The sequence below is a fragment of the Peribacillus huizhouensis genome (assembly GCF_014138605.1).
Taxonomy (GTDB): domain Bacteria; phylum Bacillota; class Bacilli; order Bacillales; family DSM-1321; genus Peribacillus; species Peribacillus huizhouensis.
On the sequence record NZ_JACJHX010000016.1, the window covers coordinates 31,328 to 56,867 of the forward strand.

The window sequence follows — 25,540 nt, forward strand, 5'->3', positions numbered from 1 at the left end:
CTGTTTTTTCTGACTCTGTTTTCTTCGGCTTCATTTTTTTCGATTCTGTTTTTTCTGACTCTGTTTTCTTCGGCTTCATTTTTTTCGATTCTGTTTTTTCTGACTCTGTTTTCTTCGGCTTCATTTTTTTCGATTCTGTTTTTTCTGACTCTGTTTTCTTCGGCTTCATTTTTTTCGATTCTGTTTTTTCTGACTCTGTTTTCTTCGGCTTCATTTTTCTCAATTCTGTTTTTTCTGACTCTGTTTTCTTCGGCTTCATTTTTTTCGATTCTGTTTTTTCTGACTCTGTTTTCTTCGGCTTCATTTTTTTCGATTCTGTTTTTTCTGACTCTGTTTTTTCTGCTTCTATTTTTTCCGCTTCTGTTTTTTCTTCTTCTGTTTTTTCTACTTCAGTTTTTTCTACTTCTGTTTTTTCTACCTCTGTTTTTTCTGCTTCTGTTTTTTCTGCTTCTGTTTTTTCTGACTCTGTTTTTTCTGCTTCTGTTTTTTCTACCTCTGTTTTTTCTGACTCTGTTTTTTCTACCTCTGTTTTTTCTACTTCAGTTTTTTCTTCTTCTGTTTTTTCTACCTCTATTTTTTCTGCTTCTGTTTTTTCTACCTCTGTTTTTTCTGACTCTGTTTTTTCTGCTTCTGTTTTTTCTTCTTCTGTTTTTTCTACCTCTGTTTTTTCTACCTTTGTTTTTTCTGCTTCTGTTTTTTCTGCTTCTGTTTTTTCTACCTCTATTTTTTCTTCTTCTGTTTTTTCTACCTCTGTTTTTTCTGACTCTGTTTTTTCTGCTTCTGTTTTTTCTACCTCTGTTTTTTCTACTTCTGTTTTTTCTACCTCTGTTTTTTCTGCTTCTGTTTTTTCTTCTTCTGTTTTGTTCTGTTCTATCTTCGTACTAATAAATCGTATTCCCTTATCGATCAATTTTTCTAGAGGTATCTTCTCGATAAGGGAACTGAGATTAAACTTCCTCTCAGCGGACGAGGTCGTCTCCGAGTCTTCAATCCCTGCATCCTTTTCCTGATTTTCTACTTTCTCTAACTCTTTTTGGATATACCGCTTCCACTCCAAATTGCCCTCCTGTTTCGAATCTGTCGAAAGTGCTTCTTCAGCTGCGAACGGATTAGAATCAGGTTTCTCTAACTCTTTTTGGATAAACCGCTTCCACTCCAAATTGCTCTCCTGTTTCGAATCTGTCGAAAGTGCTTCTTCATCTGCGACTGGCTTAGAATCAGTTTTCCTCTGAATATGATCCATTGATTGGAACCTCCTCTTATATGTTTAATGACTTTACCCATGGTGACTCTTTATATGTTTATGTGAGTTAGCTAATCTGGATTGGACTGAAGTGGAATTCATCGAATAATAGTCCATTACCTATATGACCTGGGATATTTATACATATAATGAACTATTATTATATAGAAGGAGTGAAAGAAGGAGTGGAAGTAGAATGAAAACAAAGAACATGGATTTGGGGGATAAAATTTTATTCATTCTGGGTATGAGTTTATGCGGCGTGTTTGTTTTCGTACTAGTGGCGGGCGTTATCGTTGCATTGTTTACATCTTGGGACGGCAACAAAAAAAGAAAGGTAACGATTGAATCCGTTCCGATGCAGGATGACGAGGTTGTGACCGTATTGAAAGCCGAATCCGACGAGCAGAAGAGGCTGGCTGAAGCGATACAGTCTCATGATGAAGGGCAGCAGGAAATATAGACTCCATTTGGAAGGCAAACCGCTTTCACACTATTGCGTATGGATCATCCCGAATGCTCGATAACGAAAGCATACCATGGCAATGGATGCCTCGAATCCAATAGAAAAGTGAGAACTAGCGAGAATGGCTAAATGTAGTAAGGAGGTGAAACAGTTGTCGAGGGAAAATCAAGAGTTTTCGAGAATTTTTCGCGAAATCAATCGGGGATTTAGATACTTTGCCGCTAACTACACGATGGCAGTCAAAAACGGAGCAGACGTAGCCCAGCAAGAATTCATTGAAGCTGTAGAAGATCGTGATCAACCAGTCGATATCGTTGCAGGAAAATTATTCGAAGCCGTAAAGAAGGGCGTACAATATGCTGGTGAACAAATGGTCATCTCCGGAGTCGATATCGTCAAACAAATGAAAGCAAAATCGAGAAAAAAATAAGGAAGCCTGTCAGCATATAATTCACTGCTGTGGCCTGCATATTCAAAAGCAATGGCTGACTCTAAAGGAGGCGTTTCTCCCTGTAGAGCCAGCCATTGATCAGTTACTCTTCTTTCAGAACCTTATTCTTCTTTGTTCGATTGCTCTTTCGTCATCTCTTGCTGTAAACGGTGTCTGATGATGCTCGGATGGAAATATTCGAGCATCTGAATCCCCGGATTACGTCCGAAATAAATGAAGTATCTTTTGTAAGGTACCTTATTTTGCAGATTAGGAAAGTGGATCTTGATCGGCCGTTGGAAAAGATCGACCGTTTCCGCTTCGTTCATGAATCCGGAGTCGGCCACCTTTCGGAATGTACGCATTCCGAGTGAGCTAATCGCTTTTCCAATTCCCTCTTGTCGATGCGCAATTTTCTCGAACAAATCGGGAGGTACATGCTTAGAATATACAAGGGCAATGTTGTGCGACATGACAAATCGACTTTTCTCGCCGATCAAAACCGATTCTCGAATATAGTACGGAGCTCCCGACGATTCACCCATCAGGTTTGCATCCTCCCCACCTATTTGTTCTTGCCGGATCACATGTACAATAATTTTCTCGTTCAACAGCATTTCCAGAAGATCCGTTGTCCGTCCATCCGTTACTAATAGAAAGTCGAATATCAATCCGTGTAAAACATCCGACGCCTTTCGCTCAAACTGTGGGTCTATCATACTCTCACCTCCATTAGACAATTGTTCGCGACTCTCTTCGACAGTTATGAAAATTGTTAATGGTACAAACCGGAATTGCAGAGCCCCTTCCAGAACGCATGAAACTCATCAATGTTGACTTGCTGCTTTGCGTCGGAGAGAGCGATTGAGGGATCCGGGTGCACCTCAACCATAATCCCGTCGGCTCCAGCGGCAAGCGCTGCCTTTGCACAAGGCAGCAGAATATCTTTCCTCCCGGTAGAATGACTGACATCCACTAGCACTGGAAGATGGGTCTCCTGCTTTAAGAGTGGAATAGCGGAAATATCAAGCGTGTTGCGAGTCGCTTTCTCGAAAGTGCGTATACCACGTTCGATTAACATGACCTGGTCATTCCCTTGATGCAGAATATATTCTGCTGCGAGCATAAACTCCTCCAAAGTAGCGGAAAGGCCGCGTTTCAGTAGTATGGGCTTCTTCGTTTGGCCGACGGCTTTTAGCAGGTCGTAGTTCTGCATGTTGCGCGCGCCTATTTGAAAGATATCGATATAACGGGCGGCAGTATCGATTTGATTGGTGCTCATAATTTCACTGATGGTCACCAATCCGATTTCATCCGCCACATCCTTCATAATTTTTAATCCCTCTTCACCGAGCCCTTGAAAATCGTAAGGAGAAGTTCTCGGTTTGAACGCCCCGCCGCGTAAGACCGTTAAGCCAGCTTCCTTTAAAGCGGAAGCAACTGTTACGAGCTGAGCTCTCGATTCAATCGAGCAGGGACCTGCAATCAGCGTATGCGAAGAACCACCGATCACCGCTTCCTTAATATTAATAATCGTATCCTCACTTTTATGGTGGCGGCTTACGAGAAGAGGTGGTTTCTCTTGTTGCAACTTATCGCTCATGATGAACAATCCTTCCTTTCAGTCTAATTAATGGGAATCTTCCTAACTAATTATCGTTATGCTATCGAATTCAATGGATTTATTTCTATGCGCCGTTACTTCGCTTTTTGATATATACAGGCTTTATCGATGGAACGTTACTCATGAGATCAACACGATCGAGCAACGTTGTGATTTCAACGGTGACCGGCACTTGAAGTCGAGAAGATAATCGAGAACGGACATTTTCCTCTGACCAGTTCCCGGAATCATGCGAATCTAGTAAAATGTGCAGCCCCTCTTCCTCCTCTAGCACCTTCCAAGCATCCGGAGCAGGAGACAACGAATATACGGAATCCTGAATATCCATTGCGTCTAGGACGGTGTTTCCGAAACGGATTCGATCCTTGCTTCTGCCGTAATGAACCAGCTTGGCTCCAGCTTGGCCGCAATCGCATAAACAGGGCTCTACAGAGATAATGTCTTCATTAAAGTATCGCAGCAGAGGAGAACCCTGATGGGAAAGCGTCGTGATCGCCGCAAACCCTCTTTCTCCAAAAGCAACGGGGCTTGAACCGTCCTCATTCAGTACTTCTACGAAAAAATCTTGTTCTACGATATGCATTGTGCCATACTCGCACATTGTAGCGATATTGGCAGTTTCCGTCGAACCGTACATATTAAATACAGGCACGCTCCACAGCTTTTCTATATGCTCCCTGCGCTTGTCGCTCATTAATTCACCTGCGACGCATATGGCGCGCAGAGCCGGAAAGTCCTTGCTCGACTCAGAACCGCCGAGACGAGCCGCTTCGGCCAGCAGTTCCATCTCACGCGGGAGTCCCGCCAACACCGTGACAGAAAGATTTTTCATCAGGCTTAACACTCTGGGGTAAGGGGTAACTACAGTACGTCCGCTTGCGGGAACGACCCCAGAACCTGACTGCCAAGCTGCCTGCTGCATTAAGAATGCAGGCAGCGCCATTGCGTAAGGAAAGCGGATCAGCACCAGATCTTCAGACGTCAAACGCACACCGCATTCCTTCAATTGTCTTCCGCCAATCATCAAATCTTTTTGCGTAAACCAGGCAGCGGAGGGCTCTCCGGTCGTGCCGGTCGATTCGTGGTATTGAGCGATTTCCTTCATATCGACGGCGAGGTGACCGAAGAGGCCGGCTTTCCGCAGATCTCCCTTTGTCGTTAACGGAAGTGTCTGGATGTGACTCAATCCAATGCCGTTTAAAGCGTAGTCCGATAATTTCCTCTTGTACAGAGGGGATTTTAGAATACGCATATACATCTCCTGAAACCTTCGCGCCCTCTCTATATCGATGTCGCTCATTAAGGCATCTCCTCTCTCGTTTTTTGTATATAGCTAATTGAATACTCTGGTCGCTTTGCCGAACGTACGAGGGATATCGTGTCTGATTACAACTTCGCAATGTATCCCAATCCGATCAGCCATATGCTCTTGAATTTTTGCGGCCAATTGCTCGTCACTTAGCTTCGTCCGAAATTTCTCGGCTTCGATTGTGAGCACTCCTTGATCCAGCTTAAGGTGATACCATAAACCTACTTCGGGAATCTCCATGAGAAAGTGCTCGATCAAGAATGGAGAATAGTCTTCGGTGCCCAAGCGCAGCATGTGCTCCATTCGGCCTCTTAGCTGTATAACGTCCATTGTGATTCCGCAATCGCATTTGGATTTTTGCAAGTTGCCAAGATCCCCGGTCCGGTAGCGTACCATCGGCATTCCTTCACGCAGCAGCGTCGTCACAACGATTTCTCCCGTTCGACCGTATGGAAGCACTTCCTCCGAAACAGGATCAACGATTTCAACTTTCACATGCCCTTCCATGACGTGATACCCATTATGCTTACTGCATTCTACACCGACAACTCCGCACTCGGTTGAGCCATAGAAGAACGAGACTTCGCATCCCCACCACTTTTCCAGTCGTTCGCGGAAGGTGGATGAGCATCCTTCGCCAGTAAGCCAAATTTTCTTCAGGGGAATATCTTCACCAATTTTTATACCGCACTTCTCGCTTTCTTCTGCTAGGAGTGCCGCGTAAGAAGGGGTTGTAGTAAGGACTGTGGCTTGAAATTCCTTCATTAATTCCAACGACTTATCGATAGGTGCCATGTAACCTCCTTTGCCAAGCGATAGAACCGCCGTACCAAACGCAAATTGAAATAATCGCTGAAATCCAAGGCCGGGCAGCGCAAATTCATAAGGCAGCGCAATTGCTGCGACATCATCGTCCGACTCCTTAAACAGCTCCAAATACTTCGGCAGCAGATCGTATACATATTGATCAGCTAATGTGTAAGAGGTATATATTGGCTTACCCGATGTGCCGCTAGTAAGATGAACTTGACCTATTTCTTTCGGATCGACGCATAATATCTTTTGTTTATCACCTCTAATGACATCTTTCTTCAGCATCGGTACGGAAGCTAATTGTTCTAGACTATCGATTTTAGGCTCTGTGAAGCCTGCCTCTTCCAACGTCGAACGGTAGTATTCATTTCGGTTCCACACATGAGCAAGAGTGGCGTTAACAGCTTTTAACTGATAATCTTCTATTTTTTGATGAGGAAGTACTTCAATGGTTTTTCCTTCATCATCCAATTGCTTATAAAATTCCTTGAATTGTTCTAGATGGGATGAATGTTCGTCAATAGATACTGTCATCTTATGAGTTTGAAACTTCATCTACTTCCTCCATTCCAGTATTCTTGATACTCTTAGAATCTACGGGGCCTAAACTGCATGTACCAATGGCCCTGAGATAGGACAACATCTTACATCCACCTGAAGTCTAATATCGATTGTGGCGGTCCCAACGGATAACTTTCAAGTTATAGAAATGTAAAGCAGTACAGGATATGCGCAACGAAATCTCCTACCGTTTGCTTATCGGTTTCTATAACGATCTCTTGTGGACTAGGATTCATTAGGATAGGATATACCGGTAAATTCCAAGGATTTCACCTGCTTTGACCTTTTTATCAAGACCTTAAGGTTCGCGTCTTTCGCATTCGCCGAGCGAACACGTCACATAAATTTTATTAAAATCACCTTCAAGAAGTAATGAACGAGTGAGGGCATGGTCCACGCGAAAAGGCGTAATCATTCCCGCATCAATAAACGGCTTTGTAATCTCCGATATACTGCGAATAGTTTCCTTGAACAGTTTTGATCCATCTCTATTAATATCTTACTTCAATCTTTTTTTGGTGCTTTCTTTTCTTTTTTCTGCTTCTCTTTAACCTGCTTCTCTTTTTTTGCCAACTTCTCTTCTCTTTTTTTTGCTTTTTCCGCTTTTTTCTCTTCTCTTTTTTTTGCTTTTTCTGCTTTTTTCTCTTCTTTATTTAGCTTTCCATCATTCATGTTTTCTTCTCCCTCCTGTACTCTTTATGAAATGCAAGGAAAATTAGATTTGATTGGGATAAACATACATTTTATAAAAATGAGTATTCCATCCAAACTGATCATATAAACCATACATATCGTAATTAGCACAAATCTTAACTAGCACAAATCCTTTATTTTAAGGAGGGGATTGATTCGTGTTGTTATTCGGATTGGAGAATAACCAAGATTTTGAATATCTCAATACACGTCTTCTGGTAAGCTTTCCAGCCAGTGGTTCAGATCAGGGTGGACTATTTTTGCTGGACTTTAAAAATAACGCTTTGGAGAAGCTTGACACCGGCAGTTGTTCGGGAATGACATTAGTTAAGAATCGATCCGAATTTTTCGTCGGGAGGGGGGAATTGAAATGGAAAAAAACGACACTCATATAAATCAATTCGAGGAAGGAAAAAGGGTTCTTATGAAAGGCGCAGACGGTGATAAAAATGCGGTGAAAATCGCCTATGAGATTTTCTTAAAGCTTCGCAAAGCCGAGCCCGACAATGCTTTTATTGAAGCCTATTACGGCAGCGCACTTACGCTATTAGCACGAGATGCTGTTCAGCCTCTGGAAAAAGCGGATAAAGCGCAAGAAGGACTAGATTCATTGAATCAAGCAATTTCCATGGACCCGAACCAGAAGGAAATTCGGTTGTTACGTTCCAATGTATGTCTGCGACTGCCAGAGTCCTTCTTCCATTGCTCACAGACGGCGATCGAAGACTTCTCCTTCCTGCTGGATCGTTATAAAGAAGATCCCAGTTACCTTACTAATATGCAAGTCAGGGGAATTATGGAGGGTCTAAGTGCTGCTTACCAAAATGTAGGAAAATTGAGCGAAGCGAATGAAGTATTGCAACGATTAACCCAGTTGAATAGACAATTGGAGAATGTAAGCGAGAAAGATATCGATGTTTTTCTTGAGCAGGTTATTCCACTACACAAGGACGCCGTTCAAGAGAAAAAAAACGACACTCATATGAATCAATTCGAGGAAGGAAAAAGGGTTCTTATGAAAGGCGCAGACGGTGATAAAAATGCGGTGAAAATCGCCTATGAGATTTTCTTAAAACTTCGTAAAGCCGAGCCCGACAATGCTCTTATTGAAGCCTATTACGGCAGCGCACTTGCGCTATTAGCACGAGATGCTGTTCAGCCTCTGGAAAAAGCGGATAAAGCGCAAGAAGGACTAGATTCATTGAATCAAGCAATTTCCATGGACCCGAACCAAAAGGAAATTCGGTTGTTACGTTCGAATGTATGTCTGCGACTACCAGAGTCCTTCTTCCATTGCTCACAGACGGCGATCGAAGACTTCTCCTTCCTGCTGGATCGTTATAAAGAAGATCCCAGTTACCTTACTAATATGCAAGTCAGGGGAATTATGGAGGATCTAAGTGCCACTTACCAAAATGTGGGAAAATTGAGCGAAGCGAATGAAGTATTGCAACGATTAACCCAGCTGAATAGACAATTGGAGAATGTAAGCGAGAAAGATATCGAGATTTTTCTTAAGCAGGTTATTTCACTACACAAGGACGCCTTGGGAGGCAATAAAAAGGCCGTTCAAGACATGCATCAGTTGTTGGAACAGGCGCGATCCGACTATCCGGGCTACCCGCTTCTGGATGCATACTATGGCATCACCATGTTGCTAATCGCTCGGGATAAGACATCACCGTTGAGTAGATTGAAAGGGTCGAAAGCAGGACTTAAACTTCTTGATGGAGCGGTAAGTGCCGCCCCTCAGGATAGCAGGATCCGACTGCTGCGAGGCAGGGCCGCATATAGGTTACCTGAAGAGCATTTCCACCGAGCCCAAACGGTGATTGAAGATTACACCTTTCTCATCGATCGGGAAATGCATGAAGAAGGCTTCCTTGAGACAGAAAAATACTTGCAGCTTATTTACGAACTTGGCGAGGTATATTGCCGGATCGGTCGAAATCAGGCTGCGATTATGTGCTGGAAAAAACTGAAAAACGATACCCAGGATCCTGATTTTCTGCATCTCCTCAAGATAAAGCTTAAGTCTTTGGAAGGGAAACCAGCCGTTGAACATATACCGATCGCCGAGAGTCCCACATCAATTTTGATAAAAAGGGCCGTTCGTGCCGCCGGGAGCGAGCTCCTAAACTGGGCGGAGGAGTAATAGAAAGAAGAAACTCCTCGCAATCAGCTCAATCAGATAGGACGGCGCTAGTTCATGCTGCAACAGGCCATAGGGAGGGAAAGTTTCTTTTGAAGGAGGTGACACGCATGTCAAAAGATGCTCTTAAGATTATCGTTAAGAAAATAAGGAAACAATCCGAGCCTATCATTGCAACTGCTTTGATCAACGGTGCTACCCGGGTCAGCAATGAAATGAATTACGGAGGAGGGCAGAAACTGGTCGGAAAGCGTGTCATCTGTACCAGCGGATTCTGCAAGGAACAATAAAATTGTTATGGAATGAACGAATGTAAAGACTCGACTCGGACAAACGTACACTTTTAATAAACTAGGTAGTTCATCCAACCTCTATATAGGGATCGCACATATCGTAACAAATAAGTTGGAAATGCAGGAAGTATATTTATTTATATTGCTTTTACGGGTTGGAGAAGTACCAATATATACAATAGGAGGTCCATAGGAATGGCAGATCAAAGCGTCCATAGGAAACAATTTGAGGAAGCGAAAATACTCCATAATAATGGGGTGGACGGAGACAAAAAAGCGGTGATAAAAGCAAACGAGATGCTCTTAAAGCTTCGTGAGGCTGAGCCTGAGAATGCGCTAATTGAAGCCTATTACGGCAGTACTCTCGTTCTATTAGGCCGGGATGCAGTTAAAATTTTGGAAAGAGCGGATAAGGCGCAAGAGGGATTAGACTCATTGAATCGGGCCGTATCTTTAGACTCAAACCAAAAAGAAATTCGGTTGTTGCGCGGGAACATTTGTCTGAGACTGCCGGAGTCCTTTTTCCATTGCTCGGGAACGGCGATCGAGGACTTCAACTTCCTGCTTGACCACTATAAAGAGAATTCCAACTACCTTACTCCAAAGCAAGTACGTGAAGTACTGCGAAACCTAAGTGCAGCTTACCAAAATGCAGAAAAACCTGACAAAGCAAATTCAGTCGTTCAGCGTCTCAATCAATTGGAACTGAAGAAAAAATCATAAGAAAAGAGAGTGAGGAGACCATTGACATTCAATGAGAGACTCGACAAAGCGGTAGCAGCCGCTCCGCACGACAGCAGGTTCCAATATCTTCGCGGCAGTTCCGCATACAGGCTGCCAGAGAAGTATTTCCAACGGACGTGGACGGTAATTGAAGATTATATTATCGGTAACAAGAAGGAAGAGGAGAAGAAACAAGAAGTTCCCCGTAAGCATCACAAGAAGAAAATACGACACTAGAGAAAGAATCATCCCCCTTACCTGGGTAAATCGCAGGATCGGAAAGGAGGTGAGGCACATGTCAGATAGCATAAAAGGGGTCTTCAAGGGAGTAAAGAATGAGATCATTAATTTTGCCTTTGCTGCTTTGAGAAGCGGCGCTACCAACGTTGGCAAAGAACTTGTGAATGTGACGAGCGATGAAAATCGCGATGAAAAGCAACCGTCCAGTTTAGAATTCAGAACTTTCACCAATGCCTTGAAGACCGGTATCATAGGAACTGGCCAAGAATTAATGGAGATAGGACGGGAGCGCATAATGGAAAGCTCCCCACAGGCACAAAATTCGGAAATATCCGAGGAATCCACGGGGACGAAAAAATCGGTGGAAGAAAAATAAATCAGGAGTTCTACGCGGAAAGACTCAAGCCGTTAATCGGCTGAGGACCTTTCCCTTTCATCCTCACTCTATTCACTTCCGAAGAATATATTGATCTTGGATATCGTTCATTCGTAGCCAGAGATTACGAAACTGGAGGTGGGTAATTTTGAAAAAAATATTTGTCAACGGCATTAACATTTGTTATGAATCGATCGGGGAAGGATTTCCTTTGATCGGACTTTCAGGAAAAGACAGCAACATGGACTCTTGGAACCCGGCAATCAAGGCCGCGTTAAGCGAAAGGTACAACTTCATCATGCTCGATCATCGAGGTACTGGCCGGAGCGACGCTCCGACAGAAGCTTACGACATCTCGGATATGGCCAAGGATGTCATTGGGCTAATGAACGCGCTTGATATCGAAAAGGCACATATTTTAGGCCAATCCATGGGGGGAATGATTGCGCAGGAGCTTGCAATCGAAAGCCCCAGCCGTGTGTCGAAATTAATCTTATGTTCCACGACCTGCGGGGTCAAACGGGTGCCGCCTTCTTTTCGGATGATCAAGTGGCTGATGCGAAAGAACGCTGCATATTCCCCGCAAAACACGCTAAATATGCTTTACTCCAAAGCCTATATCCAGGAGAATCCGGACTTGATCGCTTCGCTCGTGGAACGGATGCAGATCGCGCCTTCGAATCCTAGAAGCATGGAGATTCATCGTGAGGCGAGCAAAAATTTCGATTCGTACCATCGGCTCGGGCAAATTTCGGCACCAACGCTTATTATTCACGGCGAGGATGATTGGGTCTTCAGTTCGAAGCATCCTAAGATTCTGAACCGTCGTATTCCAGGCTCCAAGCTGATTCTATTTCCCCATGCGGGACACGGTGTCTTTTCACAGGAGCAGCGCAAGGTGTTGGAGGAAATCCATCGTTTCTTAGATTGATCGGCATTAACGCAACAAAAAGACGACTCTTATTGATTTTGAATGAGTAGTCGTCTTTTCATTAGATGAGTCCTTCGTAGTAGGGGCAGCCTATCAAGATTTGGCAAGTCGTACATTATCAACGAGCGAACTGGCGCAGCTGCCTTTCCTTCTATTATCTCCGGGGAGCAGTTCACGGTTATTCGTGGAGCAATGGTTTGCGGCCAGTGGTTTCACAGCGAAGCCAGATATAGAGCTGGGGAGTATCGATTTGCTTAATGAGTTTGCGAGTTTAGGTTACGGGACTGTTTTCATTACCCGCTCGGAGAGCTTTGAAGTGGTAAGCTAATCGAGCCTCAGTTGGAGATGAGCTCCCTCCTAGCATCGTCCTCGCTGTCCGCTGTGACATCAAGTTGTCGTTTAGCGGCTGATCGTTTCACCCGAATGCTCCTTTCTCAGAGCGAGTAGTTTGCATAAGCTCATTCAATGCCTGGATTAAGCTATCGCTCAATTTATTATTTCAACGAAAAGGCCTGTAGACCCCTTCCGCTGGGAAGGTTTGTCTACAGGCTGGGACAAATGTTAAAACATATTTCTTCCCTGAGTCATCGCTGCCTAAGGCGATCGCCGTTTTAGCGTACCGACTGCAGCCAGCTTTGTTCCCCAACCACCGATATGTCCAGCTTCTTTCGTCATGATAAGTTCGGCTCCTTAGTTTACAGCTTTTAAAGCGATATCCAACACTTCCTTAATAGAGTGGGCGGAGCGGTTTCGTTTGATCAGTGCCACGCCAATCTCCAGCGCGATCCGCTGCGCCTGTTCGCGGGCAGCCGCATCTTCGATGTGGTCGATGTCCGCGACGTGGATAAAACCATGGACGCGGCACAACATTATCGCTCCAGCAAATCCTATTGTGTCCTGCAGCAGTCTTGCCACATACAAATCCTGATATCCTCGGGTCTTCGCCAACCGGTCGGCGGCATGCCCGTTCCAAAGCTCGCGGAACTGAAGCTCGAATTGTGTCCATAATTCGTGCACAGTACCCAGCAGGTAGTGGCGGTAATCAGTGCGCTCCTTCGCATCCGTGCTCCAGCCCTCTTGGCCTGAATAGTTTAGCAGCAGATTGGCGATAACCGTCCCGATATCAAAGCCCATCGGACCGTAATAAGCAAATTCGGGATCAATGACCTTCGTAGAATCCGGCTTGATGAAGATATTATCTGTATGCAAATCGCCATGCAGCAGGGCCTGAGCTTTCGTCAGAAATTTCTCCCTCATCAGCGTAACCTCGAGATGCAACTCCTTATCCGCCCAAATGCGCTCAACGGCATCACGGATATGAGGCTCGAAAATGTTCATCCGGGACTTTGTATAAGGAGCATATAAGATAAGATCCTCGGTGATATTGCAAAGCTCCGGATTGATGAACGATTTCACCCGCAGTTTCTTCTCCTGTTGGTCCATGGCCAGGTCCGAGGTGAAGAACATCGTCCGTGCCAAGAATGATCCGATATGCTCAGCAAACAACGGATAACAGCCCCGCTCCATCAGTCCGCGGCGCATGACGGTGTGATCGCTCAAATCCTCCATGACCATCAACGCCAAATCCGGCTCGTACGCGTATACCTTTGGCGTCAGATTAGGACAAAGCTCCCCTTGAATGCGCAATGCTTCGCATTCAATGCGTACTCTGTCCAGCGTCAAGGGAACCGATTCGCCGAGCATCTTGAAATAAGGCAGCGCCTGCTTCAGAATTAAGGCTCGCCCTGAGGCCGGGTCTGATATATGAAACACAAGGTTAAGATTACCGTCGCCGATCTCCCGTGACTTGAGCTGCGCACCATCCGGGAATACATCCTCGATGCCGTGTGCATACTCGACCGCTTCCGCTTGCGTTAAAGCGTGATAATTTGTCATTTCCGCATCCCTCCGAATACCGATTCCTATTTAGCCTAGAATATCGAGCACGGGCTGGAGCTGTTCCGTGATGGCAAGGTCGTATTGACGCACCGTAATGTCGGCGGCTTGGCGACAGACCGCTAAGAAAACAGCGTAAACTCGTTAATATATTAATATGCTAAAAATATATGCATTATGATTCCTGATTACCTAAACACTGACGTAGAATACATTTTCGAGGGAGGCTTGTTGAAGTATTTTGATTTCACCATAGAGGCTCTTCAGGGAAGCACAGGAGTAGTTCTTAATAGAAAGAAGCATTAAATAATTTTTCATCCCTTAAAACAAATATTTTTTTAAAAAGATAGAGGTGTTTAAAATTGGCCTCCTTCCAAAGTACACAACATAGCAATTCCAAATTTGGATGTTTCAAATGTAAACATGTATGCCATAAATTTACTAATAAAGCAGACCACTAACATGACAAAATTCAAACAACGAGGGAAAACATAGAGTAATCATATTTATTTAGGGCTGGACCCACTCACAAAAAAACGTAAAGAGATATCTAAACGCGGCTTTAAAACACAACGAGAAGCAAAGGCAGTAGCACGCCTTGTAGAATTAGAAATTCAAAATGGCACTTTTACCATAGAATCCGATAAGCCTTTTGATCAATTCGCCCAGGGTTGGTTAAAAACGTATAGCCGCAGCGGTGTGAAGATAAGCAGTGTGAGAGCTCGAGAAAAAGAAATGAAGCATTTCACCTCTAATAAGTACACTGGCTTAAGAATGGGTATTTATTGATAAGCTCTGGATCTAGTAATCTTTATTTTTTTTATCAGTCGTTCTAGCTCGAATTTAGATGATCTCACTTTTAACAAAAGATCCATTCGCAAAAATTACTCATTGGAGACATATCTTTTTGCTTCACAATTTCTATATAATTTTATAACCTCTTCACTTACCACAACCCCTCCTTTGGATTTTTTCTTATTGGGTGTGACGAACTGATCTTAGTGATAATTAGAATTCAATCTTTATTTCATTTATCATATTTATTCAAGCAATTTTATTTAATAAACCTTTTAACTAGGTTCATGATGTTTTTTACATCATGCCGCCCGTAAGATGAGAGGTGTAATATCTTTAACGTAATGTGCAAAAGGTGCGGTATATTATGGTTTTTGCTAATGAGAAGTGTAACATCTTTAACGGGATTTTATCGTTTTTCACTTGAATGCGTTAGCAAAATGTTAACATGTCTTTCCTTACAAACATTCTTAAGAACTTTTCCTTTAGAACTTACCTATCAATTCCCATATGAACTTTTTGCAAGTGCCAATGAAAAATTAGAACCCATTTTCCACTAACCATTTCATAATGCTTTCTTCTCTTTGCTTAATATCGTCTTGCTGCGCATCGTATTTACGCATTTTCTTCTGTGCAACAATATTTCCATCTACCATAAACAGTATTCTTTCAGTTTTTGCTGCCACCTTTACATCATGCGTAACGAGCATTACCGTTGTCCCTTTTTTATTAATCTCTGCAAGAATTGACATAATCTCTTCTTTCGATTTGGAATCTAATGCTCCGGTCGGTTCATCTCCAAATACGATATCCGGATCATTTATCAATGCTCTGCAGATGCCGACTCTCTGCAGCTGTCCTCCAGAGCCTTGAGTGATATTATGATCTGCAAGCTTTTCAATTCCTGTCATTTTCAACAGTTTTTTTACTTTTTGATTTACCGCATTTTTATCCGCATCTTTTGATACAAGTGCAGGAAACATAACATTTTCAATCAATGACAGATTCTTTAATAGATTAATATCCTGAAAGATAAATCCCATTGTTTCCAGTCGAATCTTCGCCAGTTCTTCTTCTTTTAGACTGCCGATTTCACGGCCTTTAAATTTCACACTACCAGAAGTAATTCTATCCATACCGCTTATATTATATAGCAGTGTTGATTTCCCGCTTCCAGATGGCCCCATGACCGATACGAATTCACCTTCTTCTATCTCCAAGTTTACATCCTTTAAGATATGAAGCTCATTATCTTTTCCTAATGCTATTTTTTTGTTCATACTTTTTGCTTCTACTATATTGCTCATCTATATTCCTCCCATGCCAAATATTAATATCAAAGTCTATTTCCTCAGAGGGGCCTGGAATGCTTTTTTCAGGAAAAACAGTTGGCGTCTATACACAGATGATTTCTTTCATATCAGCAAAAATGCCTCCTGCCCGTGCCTTACAGTACTGTTAACTTCTTAATACGACAGATAGGTCATCTTTTACGGCTACCTTACAGGACATAAATATCGTCAATCCAACAGCTATAATCAGCGCTAACGGACAAAGTAGCCCGGTCTGCCATATAATATGGACAAATTCAATTTTTGCCGCTCCCATAGAGGACATGGCCATACTTACCAGAAACTCCCCTAAATAATTCGAAACCAGCACGCCAAGTATGATTCCCACTACCAGGACCATCATCGTTCCTGCCATATATTGATGACTAATTTGCTTTGAAGTTAATCCCACACTTCGCATGATGGCAATCTGAGACATATCCTTTGATAATAACATTCGAAGGAATAATGCCGTGATTAATACAGCTATGATGATCGCGATGGCGATTCCGCCCATTACTACTGTGCTCATCTGTTCAATGAGATTTCCAAGAGTCTGATGCGTATATTCTTTGATATCATTTACCTGCGCAGAATCATAAGTATTCTGGTAGTAGTCCATTTTCACGCGTTTATCAACGCCCGGAGCCATATCCATGCTCACAATACACCAAAGAACGGCCTCTTCATTTACCCCAAGACTCTTATGCGCCTTTGCTGTTTTTCCCCCATTTGTAATATCCTGATAAATACCCGTGACTGATAAAGTCTGTTCTTCCCCGCCAACCCTGACGGTTACTTCATCTCCTACTTTCTTGTTTAATCCGACTTTTTCGGCATTGGCAAAGGAAAGCGAGATTTCCCCTTCACCCTCCGGTGCTCTGCCTTCCAAATATTTTAATGGAAATACGGAAAAATCTCCGGTTTCAATATTAATATAGTCCCAGGAACCTTCCGCATTTTTGACCGGGTAAGAACTTGTGATGTAAAGTGCAAACTTTTCAATATCATCATCATTTTTCAACTCTTCCTCCAGTTTTATAAAATCTTCGGTAATCGTATCTGTCCTTCGAAGATCGATTCTCATGTCGGATTTTCCTATTCCCATGTATGTGGAAAATTCCGGTGAATTCATGGTGTTATAAATATTTAAGGGGAGTATGAGAATAAACGTACATAAGATAAAAATTACAAACAGCAGCCTGTATAATTTGAATCGTTTCAATACATTCCTCAGCCCCATGTAAATATTAGTGCTGAATAATTTGTTCTTAAGCAGCGGGAAACTGTATTTTCGGTTCTTTCCGTGCTCCATGATATCTGAACGCAAAGCTTCCACCGCAGAAATCTTATCGATTCTTTTCAGTACTTGCTTGCAGTACATCACAATCATGAAATATACAAGTAATGGGGCTATAAACGATAGTATATATTTTAAGCTTCCTGACAAATCGGAAGATATATAAAGTCTCATATTACCGTTTAACAGATTTACCGCTACAAAGGAAATCAAATAACCGATAATACCGGCTACTACTGAGATGACTCTGTATTTGTTAAGATAGACCTTTTTTATTTCTTTTTTGGCTATCCCCATTGCTTTCATAACACCGATTTCTCTAATATCTTCATCAATCGTTGCCAGAAATGTAAGTCTGATACAGAGCGAAGCAATCACAATAAGCAGAATACTAATAAATATAATGACAATCGCAACTGCCATATCTGACATGGCATTAAACATTGTAAATATCTTTCCTTCGATTATTGGACCGTTTGCCGGAAGACCCGCTTCGATATAGGCAGTCTGAACAGCAGCAGAATCCCCGTTTTCATTCAGCATGAATTCGATCAGATATTCCAGTTCCCCAGCCTGCATTTTAAGCATTTCATCATAGTCATTTTGATTTACCACAAACCGTTTCGAAGAAGTAAGGGAAGAGTTCATCTCAAAATCTCTTGCATAATCTGAAATGACAAACTCTTTCTCATCCCCGCCGCTTTTCACAGTAATCGTATCACCTATTTTTAAGTCATGTTGTTCCATGAAATAGATGGGAACAGCAACGAAACCTTCCTTTACATCCAGCTTTTCATTATCCAGATCCAATATAAAATCAAATTTCTTATTCTGGACAACAAAGGAAATATCTTGTATAGTTCCAGCCATCGTTTGATTTTGGCCAAAATGAATATTGCTTCCATCAATATTCTGAAGAATCATCGTCTCCTGCATCGCTATATGGTCATGGTATTGTTCTGTGAATTGGTCGATTTCCGCCTGGTCATAATCTCCTGCATGCATCACTGTAATGTCAGCTGGAGCTGCTCTTTCCTGAAGATCGGACATCGCCTGAATTAGATTGGCAATGTTATTAATAGCACTGGCAGCCAAAATAACTGCCAACGTGATAAATACAAATACTGTCATCGTTACAATTTTGTTTCGGAGGAAATCATTCTTGACTATTTTCAAAAACATTATTTTTTCTCCTTCCTGCATCGCTAAAATTTTTCTATTTTATCCTTGTCTCTATTAACCTTGCTCCTTTCTTTAGGAGGGAGAATTTCCATTCATTTTTTGAATTATTAATGTTCTTACATGCTGGTTCCTTAGTAGATAGACTTGACCTGAATGATTATTGAACTTACTAAAGTAATCATACAATGTGGTATTTATTGGAACAAACCTGCTTGAGCCTAATTTTTTACTAAGCCCTCAGCCCTATTTTAGTAAGTTGACTATGGAAGGTTATTAGAAAATAAATTATGGACAGGCTTAGCCATTCAGATGTTTAAATAACGAAAGATGTATATCTTCATGTCACCAAATAAAAAAACTTCCCACGAGTATTAAACCCATGAGAAGCTTCACTTAAATCCTTTATGTCAGCAAAATGTTAGCATTTCACTTTTCTTGTAAAATAAACGCTGTCAGCGGAGCTCGGACTAAAAACGCGAGGTCCTGCCGCAACGTCCGAGTGAACAACTTCCTGTTGGCCTACATCATGCTGCCCATTTATCAAGGCATATTATTTATGAAAACAGATTAATAAAGATATTGATAATATAGTGTTTTCATCTTTTACTTAATATATTTTAAAACAGATGATAAAAAAGCTATGAGCAAAATTATGAGCATTGAGAATTTGAATTCTATAGTATGTCTACTTTCTTATCAGTAAAAACAAATGGTTATTTAAATCCTGCTAATTTTTGCCGATATCTACTCATAATTTGTAGATATTTCCCGGGAATTTGTTGAAATTTGAAAAATAGTGTTTTCTTTTAATTGATTGGGGTGGAGGGGTAAATTTTCAAATGTATCAGGTATCGCAATCTCTGTTTCATTGGTTGCTCTAATCTTTATTTTTGTTGATTAACAAAGTCTTTATCTGTATCGTCTATGGACTTGTTCGTATCGGGTAACGCTATAAGCACTCCGATGTCGGATTGAACAAAGATACGCGGATTAACCTCTTATAAGAACTCATATCCTTTTCACTCTATAACGTGGCCATACTTTTGAACAGTGGGTGTAGCATTCTCACTTCCTTCGAAGAGAATGCTCGTCCATCAGATAAATATCATGTCGCATATCAGACTTCTTTTCTTAATGATGAAGGTTCTTGGGATATAATTGCAAGAGTATATCGCCCAGCGATACGAAACAAAAAAAGAGCCGATCAATCCTTTTTTGTCGAACGTTATTAGGGATGACTCATGTTTTTTATTGAGGTTCTTAACCGCCTCAACTCCCATTTTATCAAACATTCTTTTTGCTTGCTTCAAGTTGTGTATATTGTTTAGATGCATATCGCTTGAATTTTCTACATCAAAAATTTCCTTCTACAAATCTTTACACAGTTAATCATAAAAACCTTAAAAAAGTACCTTATTTTCGAAATATGGAGAAAAGCCCTCCCCATTTTCCTTTAGGTTTTTGTATCGCTTCTTCTAAACGTTTATTAAAATCATTTTGTGAACTCCATTCCTTCTTCTGTTCGTCCCGCATATTTTGTATTTCTTTTTGTAAGAGTTCACTTTTTTGTTTTTCTTGTTGCAGCAATGTTTCGTAATGGATATTTTGTTGTTCAGTTAATTTTTCAATTTTAGCATTAGTTTTTTGCGCTGAATTTCCAATACTAGAACTTATAACATGATGATCTTGCTGGAGTCGGGAAACCTTTGTTTTAAGCTCTAACATATCGTTTGTCAGTTGGACATTCATTTCACGTGTGGCTGCGAGTTCATTGGCAAAAAACATTAAGACCTCTTTTAATTGATTGGGGTCATGAGGTATATTTTCATATGTATCGGTTATCGCAATCTCTGTTTCATTGGATCCTTCTAATCTTTCTTTTTGTTGATTCACAAGGTCTTTAGCTGTATCGTCTAGGGGCTTGTCCGTATCGCGTAACGCTATAAGCGCTCCGATGTCAGATTGAATAAAGATACGGCGATCGCCATCTTTCAAAAACTCATATCCATTCCGCTCTAAGATTTGGCCATACTTTCGAACAGTGGGAGTTGCAATCCCTACTTCTTCTGCCACTTCCTTGGAAGAGAAAGCTCGTTCATTCGGTTGTATATCACTTCGCATATCGGACCTCCTTCTCTATTAAATATGAAGGTTTTTAGATTTATTTGCAAGTTATGTCGCCCAGCGATACGAAACAAAAAAAGCCGATCCCCCTTCTTGAGGAATTCTATTGAATGGGGCTGTTAAAACTGAACCCTACAGAAAATTTTCAATTCCCAAAGTAACAAGTAAAAGTAGAAGATATTGAAAGTCAGGAAGAAGAGATTAAATTTTTGGCAAAGGAGGAGCTTGCAGATTCTTGCGCCTGCTGATTCAGACAGCCATTAACACAACCATGGAACCATAAATTGCTCATGTGACGGCTAACATGGAAGAAAAGGCCTCCCAAAAGTTCGATAAACTAATGGAAGACCTTCTCTAATTGTTAGTTTTTCATTTGTTAGGTTTGTCGCTTTTTTGACGAATGCACACAAAACCCAACCCAGGCAGTCTAACAGCCCGATATAAAAGGGGTTTAAATCCCTTATTACATCATGCCGCCCGTGAGCTATTAGTGTGTAATATTGTTAACATTGAGTGCAAAAAGTGCGGTACATCAACATTTTGGATATTTCTGGTTGTAACATCTTTAACGGCGATTTACCGTTTTTCATGAGATTGTGTTAGCAAAATGTTAGCAAATTGAGTGCTGTAACCGTTACTAATCCTTAGATAAAAAATATAAACTTGGAGGCTTGGGAAAGTGGCTTCAATTCATTATATAAACAATAAATTAAAGAGGCAGTTTGAAGACATTCAATATCTTATGAAGAAACAAGAAAAGCTTTTTGAAGAAATGAATAAGTCAATAACTGAAAAGGATGACTACGAAATTAATTTAGAAACGACTGTTAGAAAACTAATTGAGCATGGTCTTTCAAAAGTTGAAATTACAGGAGTCACGCCTATAAGATATGAGGAAATTCTCGCTGAAAGAAGATATTATAACATCCCGTATATATACTTAAATGTAGATGAAGTGAAGGACTAACTAGGGAGATTCACCAATCCAATAATATAGATGAACTAATTAACCCGCTAAAAGAACAGCAACGAATCCGTTTCATACACAAGGTATTACTTCGATACAAGCAGGAGTATGATGACCTTACCAAATCAAAGAACAACGACAACTATGAAGAGCTTAGCCTAAATTACATAGATCGAACAGGTAAAGATCAAGATGCTAAACGAGCATATTCCACTTTAGTCCGTAGGTTTGGCAATGAAATAAAAAGAATGCGGGAGAAAGTACTAATAAAATTTTCCGAGTAAAAGTATGTAATAATATGTAATCTAAACTAAATTGGAAATTAAATATTGTTAGAATAGGATATACATGTAAAAATCTTAAAAGCAGGTGAATTATTTTCACCTGCTTTTATACTTGTTTCGCTATCCACATGACTGATCTGCGGAAACATATCGACTGGCTGCATTTCAAGTGTTTTGTATCTTCCGTCTTCTTATATCCTTAAATCACGTACCAATATCGCTGGGTTGCAGGAGACGTAGACGACCTTTTTCGGTTTCATAACAATAATGGTTTGAAGCAAGGCTTCTTCACAGCCTTTGCACGGTGGATCGACAATAAGGACATCTGCCTTATTTCCTATTACTACGCCCGCTTCCCCGGAGGCAAAATCTGCATTCTTAATCTCATTTAGTACTTGAAAATGAATCTAGCATTGATCTTTATATCGTTTTCGATAATTCATGTGATTCCTCTTGTGCTTCTTCTTTTAGCTGAGATTTATCCATAAGTTTTACAAATGGATAGTAAATAACTATTGTTACAGCAAGAGTAATGATTTGAATAATTGCACCGCTGATTTTACCTCCCGTTGCAAGATACCCGCTAATGATTGGAGGCATTGTCCATGGCACTACAATGCCGATCGGTTTTGCTACTAAGCCAGAAGCCATGCTAAAGTAGGTAATCAGTGCAGCAGCCATTGGAGCCAGAATAAATGGGACGAGTAATTTGAAATTTAAGACAATTGGCAGCCCAAATAACGCTGGTTCATTAATATTGAATATTCCTGGTGCAACCGTGAGTTTTCCCATTGCTTTATTATTTTTACTTTTTGCAAATAACCATAGGCAAATAACCAGTCCAATTGTTGCTCCTCCACCGCCTATCCAAACAAAGTTAAACATAAATTCATTTGTAACAATATGCGGCAATTCCTTTCCGGCTTGAAACGCCAGTCGATTGGCATCTGTATTTTGTAACCAAATCGGTTGAATCACCGGGTTGATGGTGTTTGCACCGTGAATGCCAACAAACCAAAATATTGAATTTAGTGCGATGATCACCAATGTGCCCCATAAACTTCCACCAAGAACACTAAGTGGTTTCCCTAACGTATTTGTTAATAGAGTATGAATGTTATCAATACCTGCTAGTCCTAAGAATAAATAAACTAGACCCCAAAACACGATCACCATTAATCCTGGTAATAATGCAGCAAATGATTTCTCTACTGCTATGGGTACGCCCTCCGGCATTTTTACAGTAAAATTTTTCTGGACGAAGAATCTAAAGATTTCCGCAGATATCAAACCTACAACAATGGCTACAAAAAGGCCGCCGCTACCAAGATAGGCATAGGAAATTCCAGAACCTGCATTCGAAACTAGGTCTGGCGTAACGATGACAAAACTGGATAATGCTATAATTCCGGCGGAAACGCCATCAACTTCATAATACTCAGCTAAACTATGGGCCATTCCAAAAACAGCAACAAGCGCCATCAGTCCAAAAGACCCATTAACGATTTTGCTAAAAATAGAGGCTAACCCGATGTCGGCCAACCAATCAGTGTAACCATTTATCGGTAGATTTCCTAATATAAGAAATATGGATCCGATAATAATAAGAGGCATACTTAATAAAATTCCATCCCGTAATGATTGCAGATGTCTTTGGCCACCAATTCTACCCGCAATCTCTTCCACTTTTTCTAACAACTTACTCACTCCTTTTTAAGTTTTCTAATTGAATGACTGTGTCAAAGGCTATTGTTGATTTATGCGGAAGTACGGGGCAGGAGAGACCCTGAAGGCGCTAAGGCAGGGCCCGATTCCGCCAAAGAAAGCAAAGCTCCTGGAGCGCAAATCAACAGCCATGTTTAACACAGCCATTTGAACAAATACGATAATATTCTTTTATGAAAGGGTAAACATAAAGCTTGACAATGGCTTTAGATAATCTAATAGAAAGATAGATTCTTCTGTAAGACGACCAATCACATTCCTATCTCCCTCATTTTCCATATCTTTTAGCGCGATTTGAGTTTCTCCCTTATATTGTCCAAAATGATTATTACAGATCAAAATATCCCCTTTTTTTATAGGGAGGGTATGATTGGCCGGGATATCCTCATTATTATATTTAACACGTGTGGAGGATGATCGAATCATGTATTCAGATCGGTCGCCTCTATACTGGTGAACTTCATCGAGAATCATGTTCTTTTCTAACTCTGAAACATTAGTTGAAAACTCAATTTCAAATGACGGGTGGGTGTTTAGATACGCATCTGACATAACCCTTAATTCTTCTTCTGTAGCATACGCATTTCCAATTAATACATCATTAATAGTTCCCATTAATCTATAATGGGTAACTTGAGTATGAATAGTTAAATTTCTATGTTGTTCCAGCGTAGATAATCCTGTCTGAACCGGCCAAGGTCCCAGATTACCCTCCTGAGAGGTAACAAAAGCCCCCGTTTGGATATGATATTGATTGAACACACTTGTTGTTTGTTCAAAATGGCGCTGGGAAATCCCAGAATACTTTTGAGGATAAAAGTTATGTGAAGCATATAAATTTTCAATATTAGGTTGGTAGCTCATAATATTATCTATATATCTAGTTCCACTGCTCATATTGACTTCAATGATTAAACCATATGGATTTTTTGTCATTTTCGCTTCCTCTGCTCCGGTAAAACCCAGGTCCAGACGAATTCCTGCTGCACCTAATTTTTTAAAAAAGGAAAGATCGTTATAACTGATATTTAACTGCTCAAATAATTCGGGATTAATGTCTAAGATGGTATCCATACCAATAGAATTACCATATTCTATTATGTTTTTAAATTTATTAACAACTTCATCTTGATCGCCGTCAATTTCTAACAAACTTGTAAAAATTCTTGTATATCCATACTTTCTGGCAAGGTCCAGATATTCCTTGTCAAGTTCAAAGCTGCTCTTTGCCGGATAAATTGATACGCCAATACGTTTCATGTTTTATGCCTCCTGTTTCTTTCAATGGAATTCTGAAAAAGCGCAACCTTCTTTCAAACTGGTTTGAATCCCCATATTTAATCGGGTACATTCACTTTTTTATACACATCTATTAGTTCCTTCACCAAATCCAAAAATGTAATCGCATTCATTAAATGATCTTGTGCATGAACCATTAATAGCGTAACCTCAAATTTTTCCCCGGAAGCTTCTTGAGTTAACAAACCAGTTTGTGCATGGTGTGCTTTTACTAATTCCTCATTTGCTTCCTCAAGTCTTTGGATGGACTGTTTGAAATTCCCTTCCTTGGCAGCCTGGACAGCCTCCATTCCAAAACTTTTGGCATTTCCGCTATGCATAATTAAACCCATTACAACTTCTAAATTTTTTGGCTCCTCCACCAGATGTTCCCCGCCCTTTTAGCTTGTTAGATTTGTCCTAACAATTAATTTTCATTGTTTGTAATCAATTCTAATGCAGTGGCTAACACTTTTTCGCCATCCATTTTACCGTAGTCTTTCATATCAATGACTGCGACCGGAATATGGGCATCGGCGACTATTTTTTCAAATTTACTTTTCATGAAACGTACTTGCGGACCAATCAATAAAACATCTACTTTCTCCTTTGCTAATAACTTGGTAGCTTCGTTAGAAGACAGCGCCATGACATCAGCATCGATTCCTTTCTCCTGCGCCGATTTTTTCATTCTAGTCATTAATAAACTTGTACTCATTCCCGCAGAACATACAAGTAGGATTTTCTTAGTGGTCATTTTTCATATCTCCTTTACTTTTATTATGTGAATTACTTTACACTTTA

The 25,540-nt window shown here is 41.0% G+C and carries 26 protein-coding genes and 2 pseudogenes; 12 read left to right on the top strand and 16 right to left on the bottom strand.

Translation table 11 applies throughout. From position 1 onward, the window contains the following. The coding region (locus HNP81_RS19030) for a hypothetical protein (protein ID WP_220478652.1) at positions 1-1,243 on the bottom strand (1,243 nt) is incomplete at its 3' end. Positions 1,244-1,439: 196 nt separating this feature from the next. Here HNP81_RS19030 and HNP81_RS19035 point away from each other — a divergent pair. Together HNP81_RS19035 and HNP81_RS19040 are read left to right on the top strand one after the other, a co-directional pair. After that, on the top strand, positions 1,440-1,706 hold the full coding sequence (locus HNP81_RS19035; RefSeq protein WP_182503672.1) for a hypothetical protein: 267 nt from the start codon (positions 1,440-1,442) through the stop codon (positions 1,704-1,706). Positions 1,707-1,860: 154 nt separating this feature from the next. Next, the gene (locus HNP81_RS19040; protein ID WP_028394112.1) at positions 1,861-2,139 is read left to right on the top strand and encodes a hypothetical protein; all 279 of its coding nucleotides are present in this window, start codon (positions 1,861-1,863) and stop codon (positions 2,137-2,139) included. 122 nt (positions 2,140-2,261) lie between these two features. On the opposite strand, the gene HNP81_RS19045 is transcribed toward HNP81_RS19040, so the two are convergent. From HNP81_RS19045 to HNP81_RS19070, 6 genes and pseudogenes are all read right to left on the bottom strand, one after another. Beyond that, positions 2,262-2,858, bottom strand: a complete 597-nt coding sequence (locus HNP81_RS19045) for a 4-hydroxybenzoate synthetase (RefSeq protein ID WP_182503673.1) — start codon at positions 2,856-2,858, stop codon at positions 2,262-2,264. Positions 2,859-2,914: 56 nt separating this feature from the next. Continuing rightward, a pseudogene (locus tag HNP81_RS19050) lies at positions 2,915-3,751 on the bottom strand (bifunctional 3-deoxy-7-phosphoheptulonate synthase/chorismate mutase); the annotation flags it as partial. Positions 3,752-3,827: 76 nt separating this feature from the next. Beyond that, positions 3,828-5,063 (bottom strand): phenylacetate--CoA ligase family protein, encoded by a 1,236-nt coding sequence (locus tag HNP81_RS19055; RefSeq protein WP_182503675.1) that lies wholly within the window; start codon positions 5,061-5,063, stop codon positions 3,828-3,830. 33 nt (positions 5,064-5,096) lie between these two features. Further along, entirely contained in the window at positions 5,097-6,440 is a 1,344-nt protein-coding gene (locus tag HNP81_RS19060; RefSeq protein ID WP_182503676.1) for a phenylacetate--CoA ligase family protein, read from the bottom strand. Positions 6,441-6,744: 304 nt separating this feature from the next. Then, positions 6,745-6,942 carry an adenylyl-sulfate kinase gene (locus tag HNP81_RS24765; RefSeq protein WP_182503700.1) on the bottom strand — a complete coding sequence of 66 codons (198 nt, stop codon included), beginning with the start codon at positions 6,940-6,942 and terminating at the stop codon, positions 6,745-6,747. An 8-nt stretch (positions 6,943-6,950) separates the two neighbouring features. After that, entirely contained in the window at positions 6,951-7,118 is a 168-nt protein-coding gene (locus tag HNP81_RS19070) for a hypothetical protein (RefSeq protein ID WP_182503677.1), read from the bottom strand. A gap of 179 nt (positions 7,119-7,297) precedes the next feature. On the opposite strand from HNP81_RS19070, the gene HNP81_RS19075 reads away from it, so the two are divergent. The 8 genes from HNP81_RS19075 to HNP81_RS19120 all read left to right on the top strand — a co-directional run bounded on the left by HNP81_RS19075 (position 7,298) and on the right by HNP81_RS19120 (position 12,182). Continuing rightward, positions 7,298-7,534, top strand: coding sequence for a hypothetical protein (locus tag HNP81_RS19075; RefSeq protein WP_028394116.1), 237 nt, complete (start codon positions 7,298-7,300; stop codon positions 7,532-7,534). Next, a complete protein-coding gene (locus tag HNP81_RS24050) occupies positions 7,510-9,294 on the top strand; it encodes a hypothetical protein (RefSeq protein ID WP_246399469.1) in 1,785 nt (594 codons plus the stop codon). The genes HNP81_RS19075 and HNP81_RS24050 overlap by 25 nt, the downstream gene beginning before the upstream one ends. Positions 9,295-9,401: 107 nt before the next feature. After that, positions 9,402-9,581 (top strand): hypothetical protein, encoded by a 180-nt coding sequence (locus HNP81_RS19095; RefSeq protein WP_182503678.1) that lies wholly within the window; start codon positions 9,402-9,404, stop codon positions 9,579-9,581. Positions 9,582-9,779: 198 nt separating this feature from the next. Then, a complete protein-coding gene (locus HNP81_RS19100; RefSeq protein WP_182503679.1) occupies positions 9,780-10,307 on the top strand; it encodes a tetratricopeptide repeat protein in 528 nt (175 codons plus the stop codon). Positions 10,308-10,328: 21 nt separating this feature from the next. Beyond that, positions 10,329-10,544, top strand: coding sequence for a hypothetical protein (locus HNP81_RS19105; protein WP_182503680.1), 216 nt, complete (start codon positions 10,329-10,331; stop codon positions 10,542-10,544). Positions 10,545-10,602: 58 nt separating this feature from the next. Continuing rightward, positions 10,603-10,923 (top strand): hypothetical protein, encoded by a 321-nt coding sequence (locus HNP81_RS19110; protein WP_028394120.1) that lies wholly within the window; start codon positions 10,603-10,605, stop codon positions 10,921-10,923. A gap of 148 nt (positions 10,924-11,071) precedes the next feature. Then, on the top strand, positions 11,072-11,854 hold the full coding sequence (locus HNP81_RS19115) for an alpha/beta fold hydrolase (RefSeq protein WP_182503681.1): 783 nt from the start codon (positions 11,072-11,074) through the stop codon (positions 11,852-11,854). Between the two features lie 100 nt (positions 11,855-11,954). Next, positions 11,955-12,182 (top strand): LysR family transcriptional regulator substrate-binding protein, encoded by a 228-nt coding sequence (locus HNP81_RS19120; protein WP_246399470.1) that lies wholly within the window; start codon positions 11,955-11,957, stop codon positions 12,180-12,182. Positions 12,183-12,544: 362 nt separating this feature from the next. Here the strand turns inward: HNP81_RS19120 and mtnK are convergent, their stop codons facing one another. Then, positions 12,545-13,750, bottom strand: a complete 1,206-nt coding sequence (gene mtnK, locus HNP81_RS19125; RefSeq protein ID WP_182503682.1) for an S-methyl-5-thioribose kinase — start codon at positions 13,748-13,750, stop codon at positions 12,545-12,547. Between the two features lie 516 nt (positions 13,751-14,266). On the opposite strand from mtnK, the gene HNP81_RS19130 reads away from it, so the two are divergent. Continuing rightward, entirely contained in the window at positions 14,267-14,539 is a 273-nt protein-coding gene (locus HNP81_RS19130; protein WP_220478656.1) for an Arm DNA-binding domain-containing protein, read from the top strand. 545 nt (positions 14,540-15,084) lie between these two features. Here HNP81_RS19130 and HNP81_RS19135 read toward each other — a convergent pair. From HNP81_RS19135 to HNP81_RS19145, 3 genes are all read right to left on the bottom strand, one after another. Next, the gene (locus tag HNP81_RS19135) at positions 15,085-15,852 is read right to left on the bottom strand and encodes an ABC transporter ATP-binding protein (RefSeq protein ID WP_182503683.1); all 768 of its coding nucleotides are present in this window, start codon (positions 15,850-15,852) and stop codon (positions 15,085-15,087) included. 151 nt (positions 15,853-16,003) lie between these two features. Then, the gene (locus tag HNP81_RS19140; protein ID WP_182503684.1) at positions 16,004-18,358 is read right to left on the bottom strand and encodes an ABC transporter permease; all 2,355 of its coding nucleotides are present in this window, start codon (positions 18,356-18,358) and stop codon (positions 16,004-16,006) included. Between the two features lie 1,413 nt (positions 18,359-19,771). Further along, on the bottom strand, positions 19,772-20,479 hold the full coding sequence (locus HNP81_RS19145) for a coiled-coil domain-containing protein (protein ID WP_182503685.1): 708 nt from the start codon (positions 20,477-20,479) through the stop codon (positions 19,772-19,774). A gap of 682 nt (positions 20,480-21,161) precedes the next feature. Between HNP81_RS19145 and HNP81_RS19150 the strand changes: the two genes are divergently transcribed. Then, complete coding sequence (locus tag HNP81_RS19150; RefSeq protein ID WP_182503686.1) at positions 21,162-21,449, top strand: hypothetical protein; 288 nt, start codon at positions 21,162-21,164, stop codon at positions 21,447-21,449. A gap of 322 nt (positions 21,450-21,771) precedes the next feature. Here the strand turns inward: HNP81_RS19150 and HNP81_RS24055 are convergent. From HNP81_RS24055 to HNP81_RS19170, 5 genes and pseudogenes are all read right to left on the bottom strand, one after another. Continuing rightward, positions 21,772-22,125, bottom strand: a pseudogene (locus HNP81_RS24055) (hypothetical protein); the annotation flags it as partial. 28 nt (positions 22,126-22,153) lie between these two features. After that, entirely contained in the window at positions 22,154-23,431 is a 1,278-nt protein-coding gene (gene celB / locus HNP81_RS19155) for a PTS cellobiose transporter subunit IIC (protein WP_182503687.1), read from the bottom strand. 198 nt (positions 23,432-23,629) lie between these two features. After that, positions 23,630-24,718: a DUF871 domain-containing protein gene (locus HNP81_RS19160; protein ID WP_182503688.1), complete on the bottom strand. Its 1,089-nt coding sequence runs from the start codon at positions 24,716-24,718 to the stop codon at positions 23,630-23,632. Positions 24,719-24,795: 77 nt separating this feature from the next. Further along, positions 24,796-25,119: a PTS lactose/cellobiose transporter subunit IIA gene (locus tag HNP81_RS19165; protein WP_312859708.1), complete on the bottom strand. Its 324-nt coding sequence runs from the start codon at positions 25,117-25,119 to the stop codon at positions 24,796-24,798. A gap of 44 nt (positions 25,120-25,163) precedes the next feature. After that, positions 25,164-25,493: a PTS sugar transporter subunit IIB gene (locus HNP81_RS19170; RefSeq protein WP_182503689.1), complete on the bottom strand. Its 330-nt coding sequence runs from the start codon at positions 25,491-25,493 to the stop codon at positions 25,164-25,166. Positions 25,494-25,540 lie beyond the last annotated feature (47 nt).

What these genes read in the sequence shown, in the direction of transcription:
- HNP81_RS19035 (WP_182503672.1), top strand. Translation starts at nt 1,440, where the DNA reads ATGAAAACAAAGAACATGGATTTGGGGGATAAAATTTTATTCATTCTG.
- HNP81_RS19045 (WP_182503673.1), bottom strand. Translation starts at nt 2,858, where the DNA reads ATGATAGACCCACAGTTTGAGCGAAAGGCGTCGGATGTTTTACACGGA.
- HNP81_RS19055 (WP_182503675.1), bottom strand. Translation starts at nt 5,063, where the DNA reads ATGAGCGACATCGATATAGAGAGGGCGCGAAGGTTTCAGGAGATGTAT.
- HNP81_RS19060 (WP_182503676.1), bottom strand. Translation starts at nt 6,440, where the DNA reads ATGAAGTTTCAAACTCATAAGATGACAGTATCTATTGACGAACATTCA.
- HNP81_RS19070 (WP_182503677.1), bottom strand. Translation starts at nt 7,118, where the DNA reads ATGAATGATGGAAAGCTAAATAAAGAAGAGAAAAAAGCAGAAAAAGCA.
- HNP81_RS24050 (WP_246399469.1), top strand. Translation starts at nt 7,510, where the DNA reads ATGGAAAAAAACGACACTCATATAAATCAATTCGAGGAAGGAAAAAGG.
- HNP81_RS19095 (WP_182503678.1), top strand. Translation starts at nt 9,402, where the DNA reads ATGTCAAAAGATGCTCTTAAGATTATCGTTAAGAAAATAAGGAAACAA.
- HNP81_RS19100 (WP_182503679.1), top strand. Translation starts at nt 9,780, where the DNA reads ATGGCAGATCAAAGCGTCCATAGGAAACAATTTGAGGAAGCGAAAATA.
- HNP81_RS19110 (WP_028394120.1), top strand. Translation starts at nt 10,603, where the DNA reads ATGTCAGATAGCATAAAAGGGGTCTTCAAGGGAGTAAAGAATGAGATC.
- mtnK (WP_182503682.1), bottom strand. Translation starts at nt 13,750, where the DNA reads ATGACAAATTATCACGCTTTAACGCAAGCGGAAGCGGTCGAGTATGCA.
- HNP81_RS19135 (WP_182503683.1), bottom strand. Translation starts at nt 15,852, where the DNA reads ATGAGCAATATAGTAGAAGCAAAAAGTATGAACAAAAAAATAGCATTA.
- HNP81_RS19140 (WP_182503684.1), bottom strand. Translation starts at nt 18,358, where the DNA reads ATGTTTTTGAAAATAGTCAAGAATGATTTCCTCCGAAACAAAATTGTA.
- HNP81_RS19145 (WP_182503685.1), bottom strand. Translation starts at nt 20,479, where the DNA reads ATGCGAAGTGATATACAACCGAATGAACGAGCTTTCTCTTCCAAGGAA.
- HNP81_RS19160 (WP_182503688.1), bottom strand. Translation starts at nt 24,718, where the DNA reads ATGAAACGTATTGGCGTATCAATTTATCCGGCAAAGAGCAGCTTTGAA.
- HNP81_RS19170 (WP_182503689.1), bottom strand. Translation starts at nt 25,493, where the DNA reads ATGACCACTAAGAAAATCCTACTTGTATGTTCTGCGGGAATGAGTACA.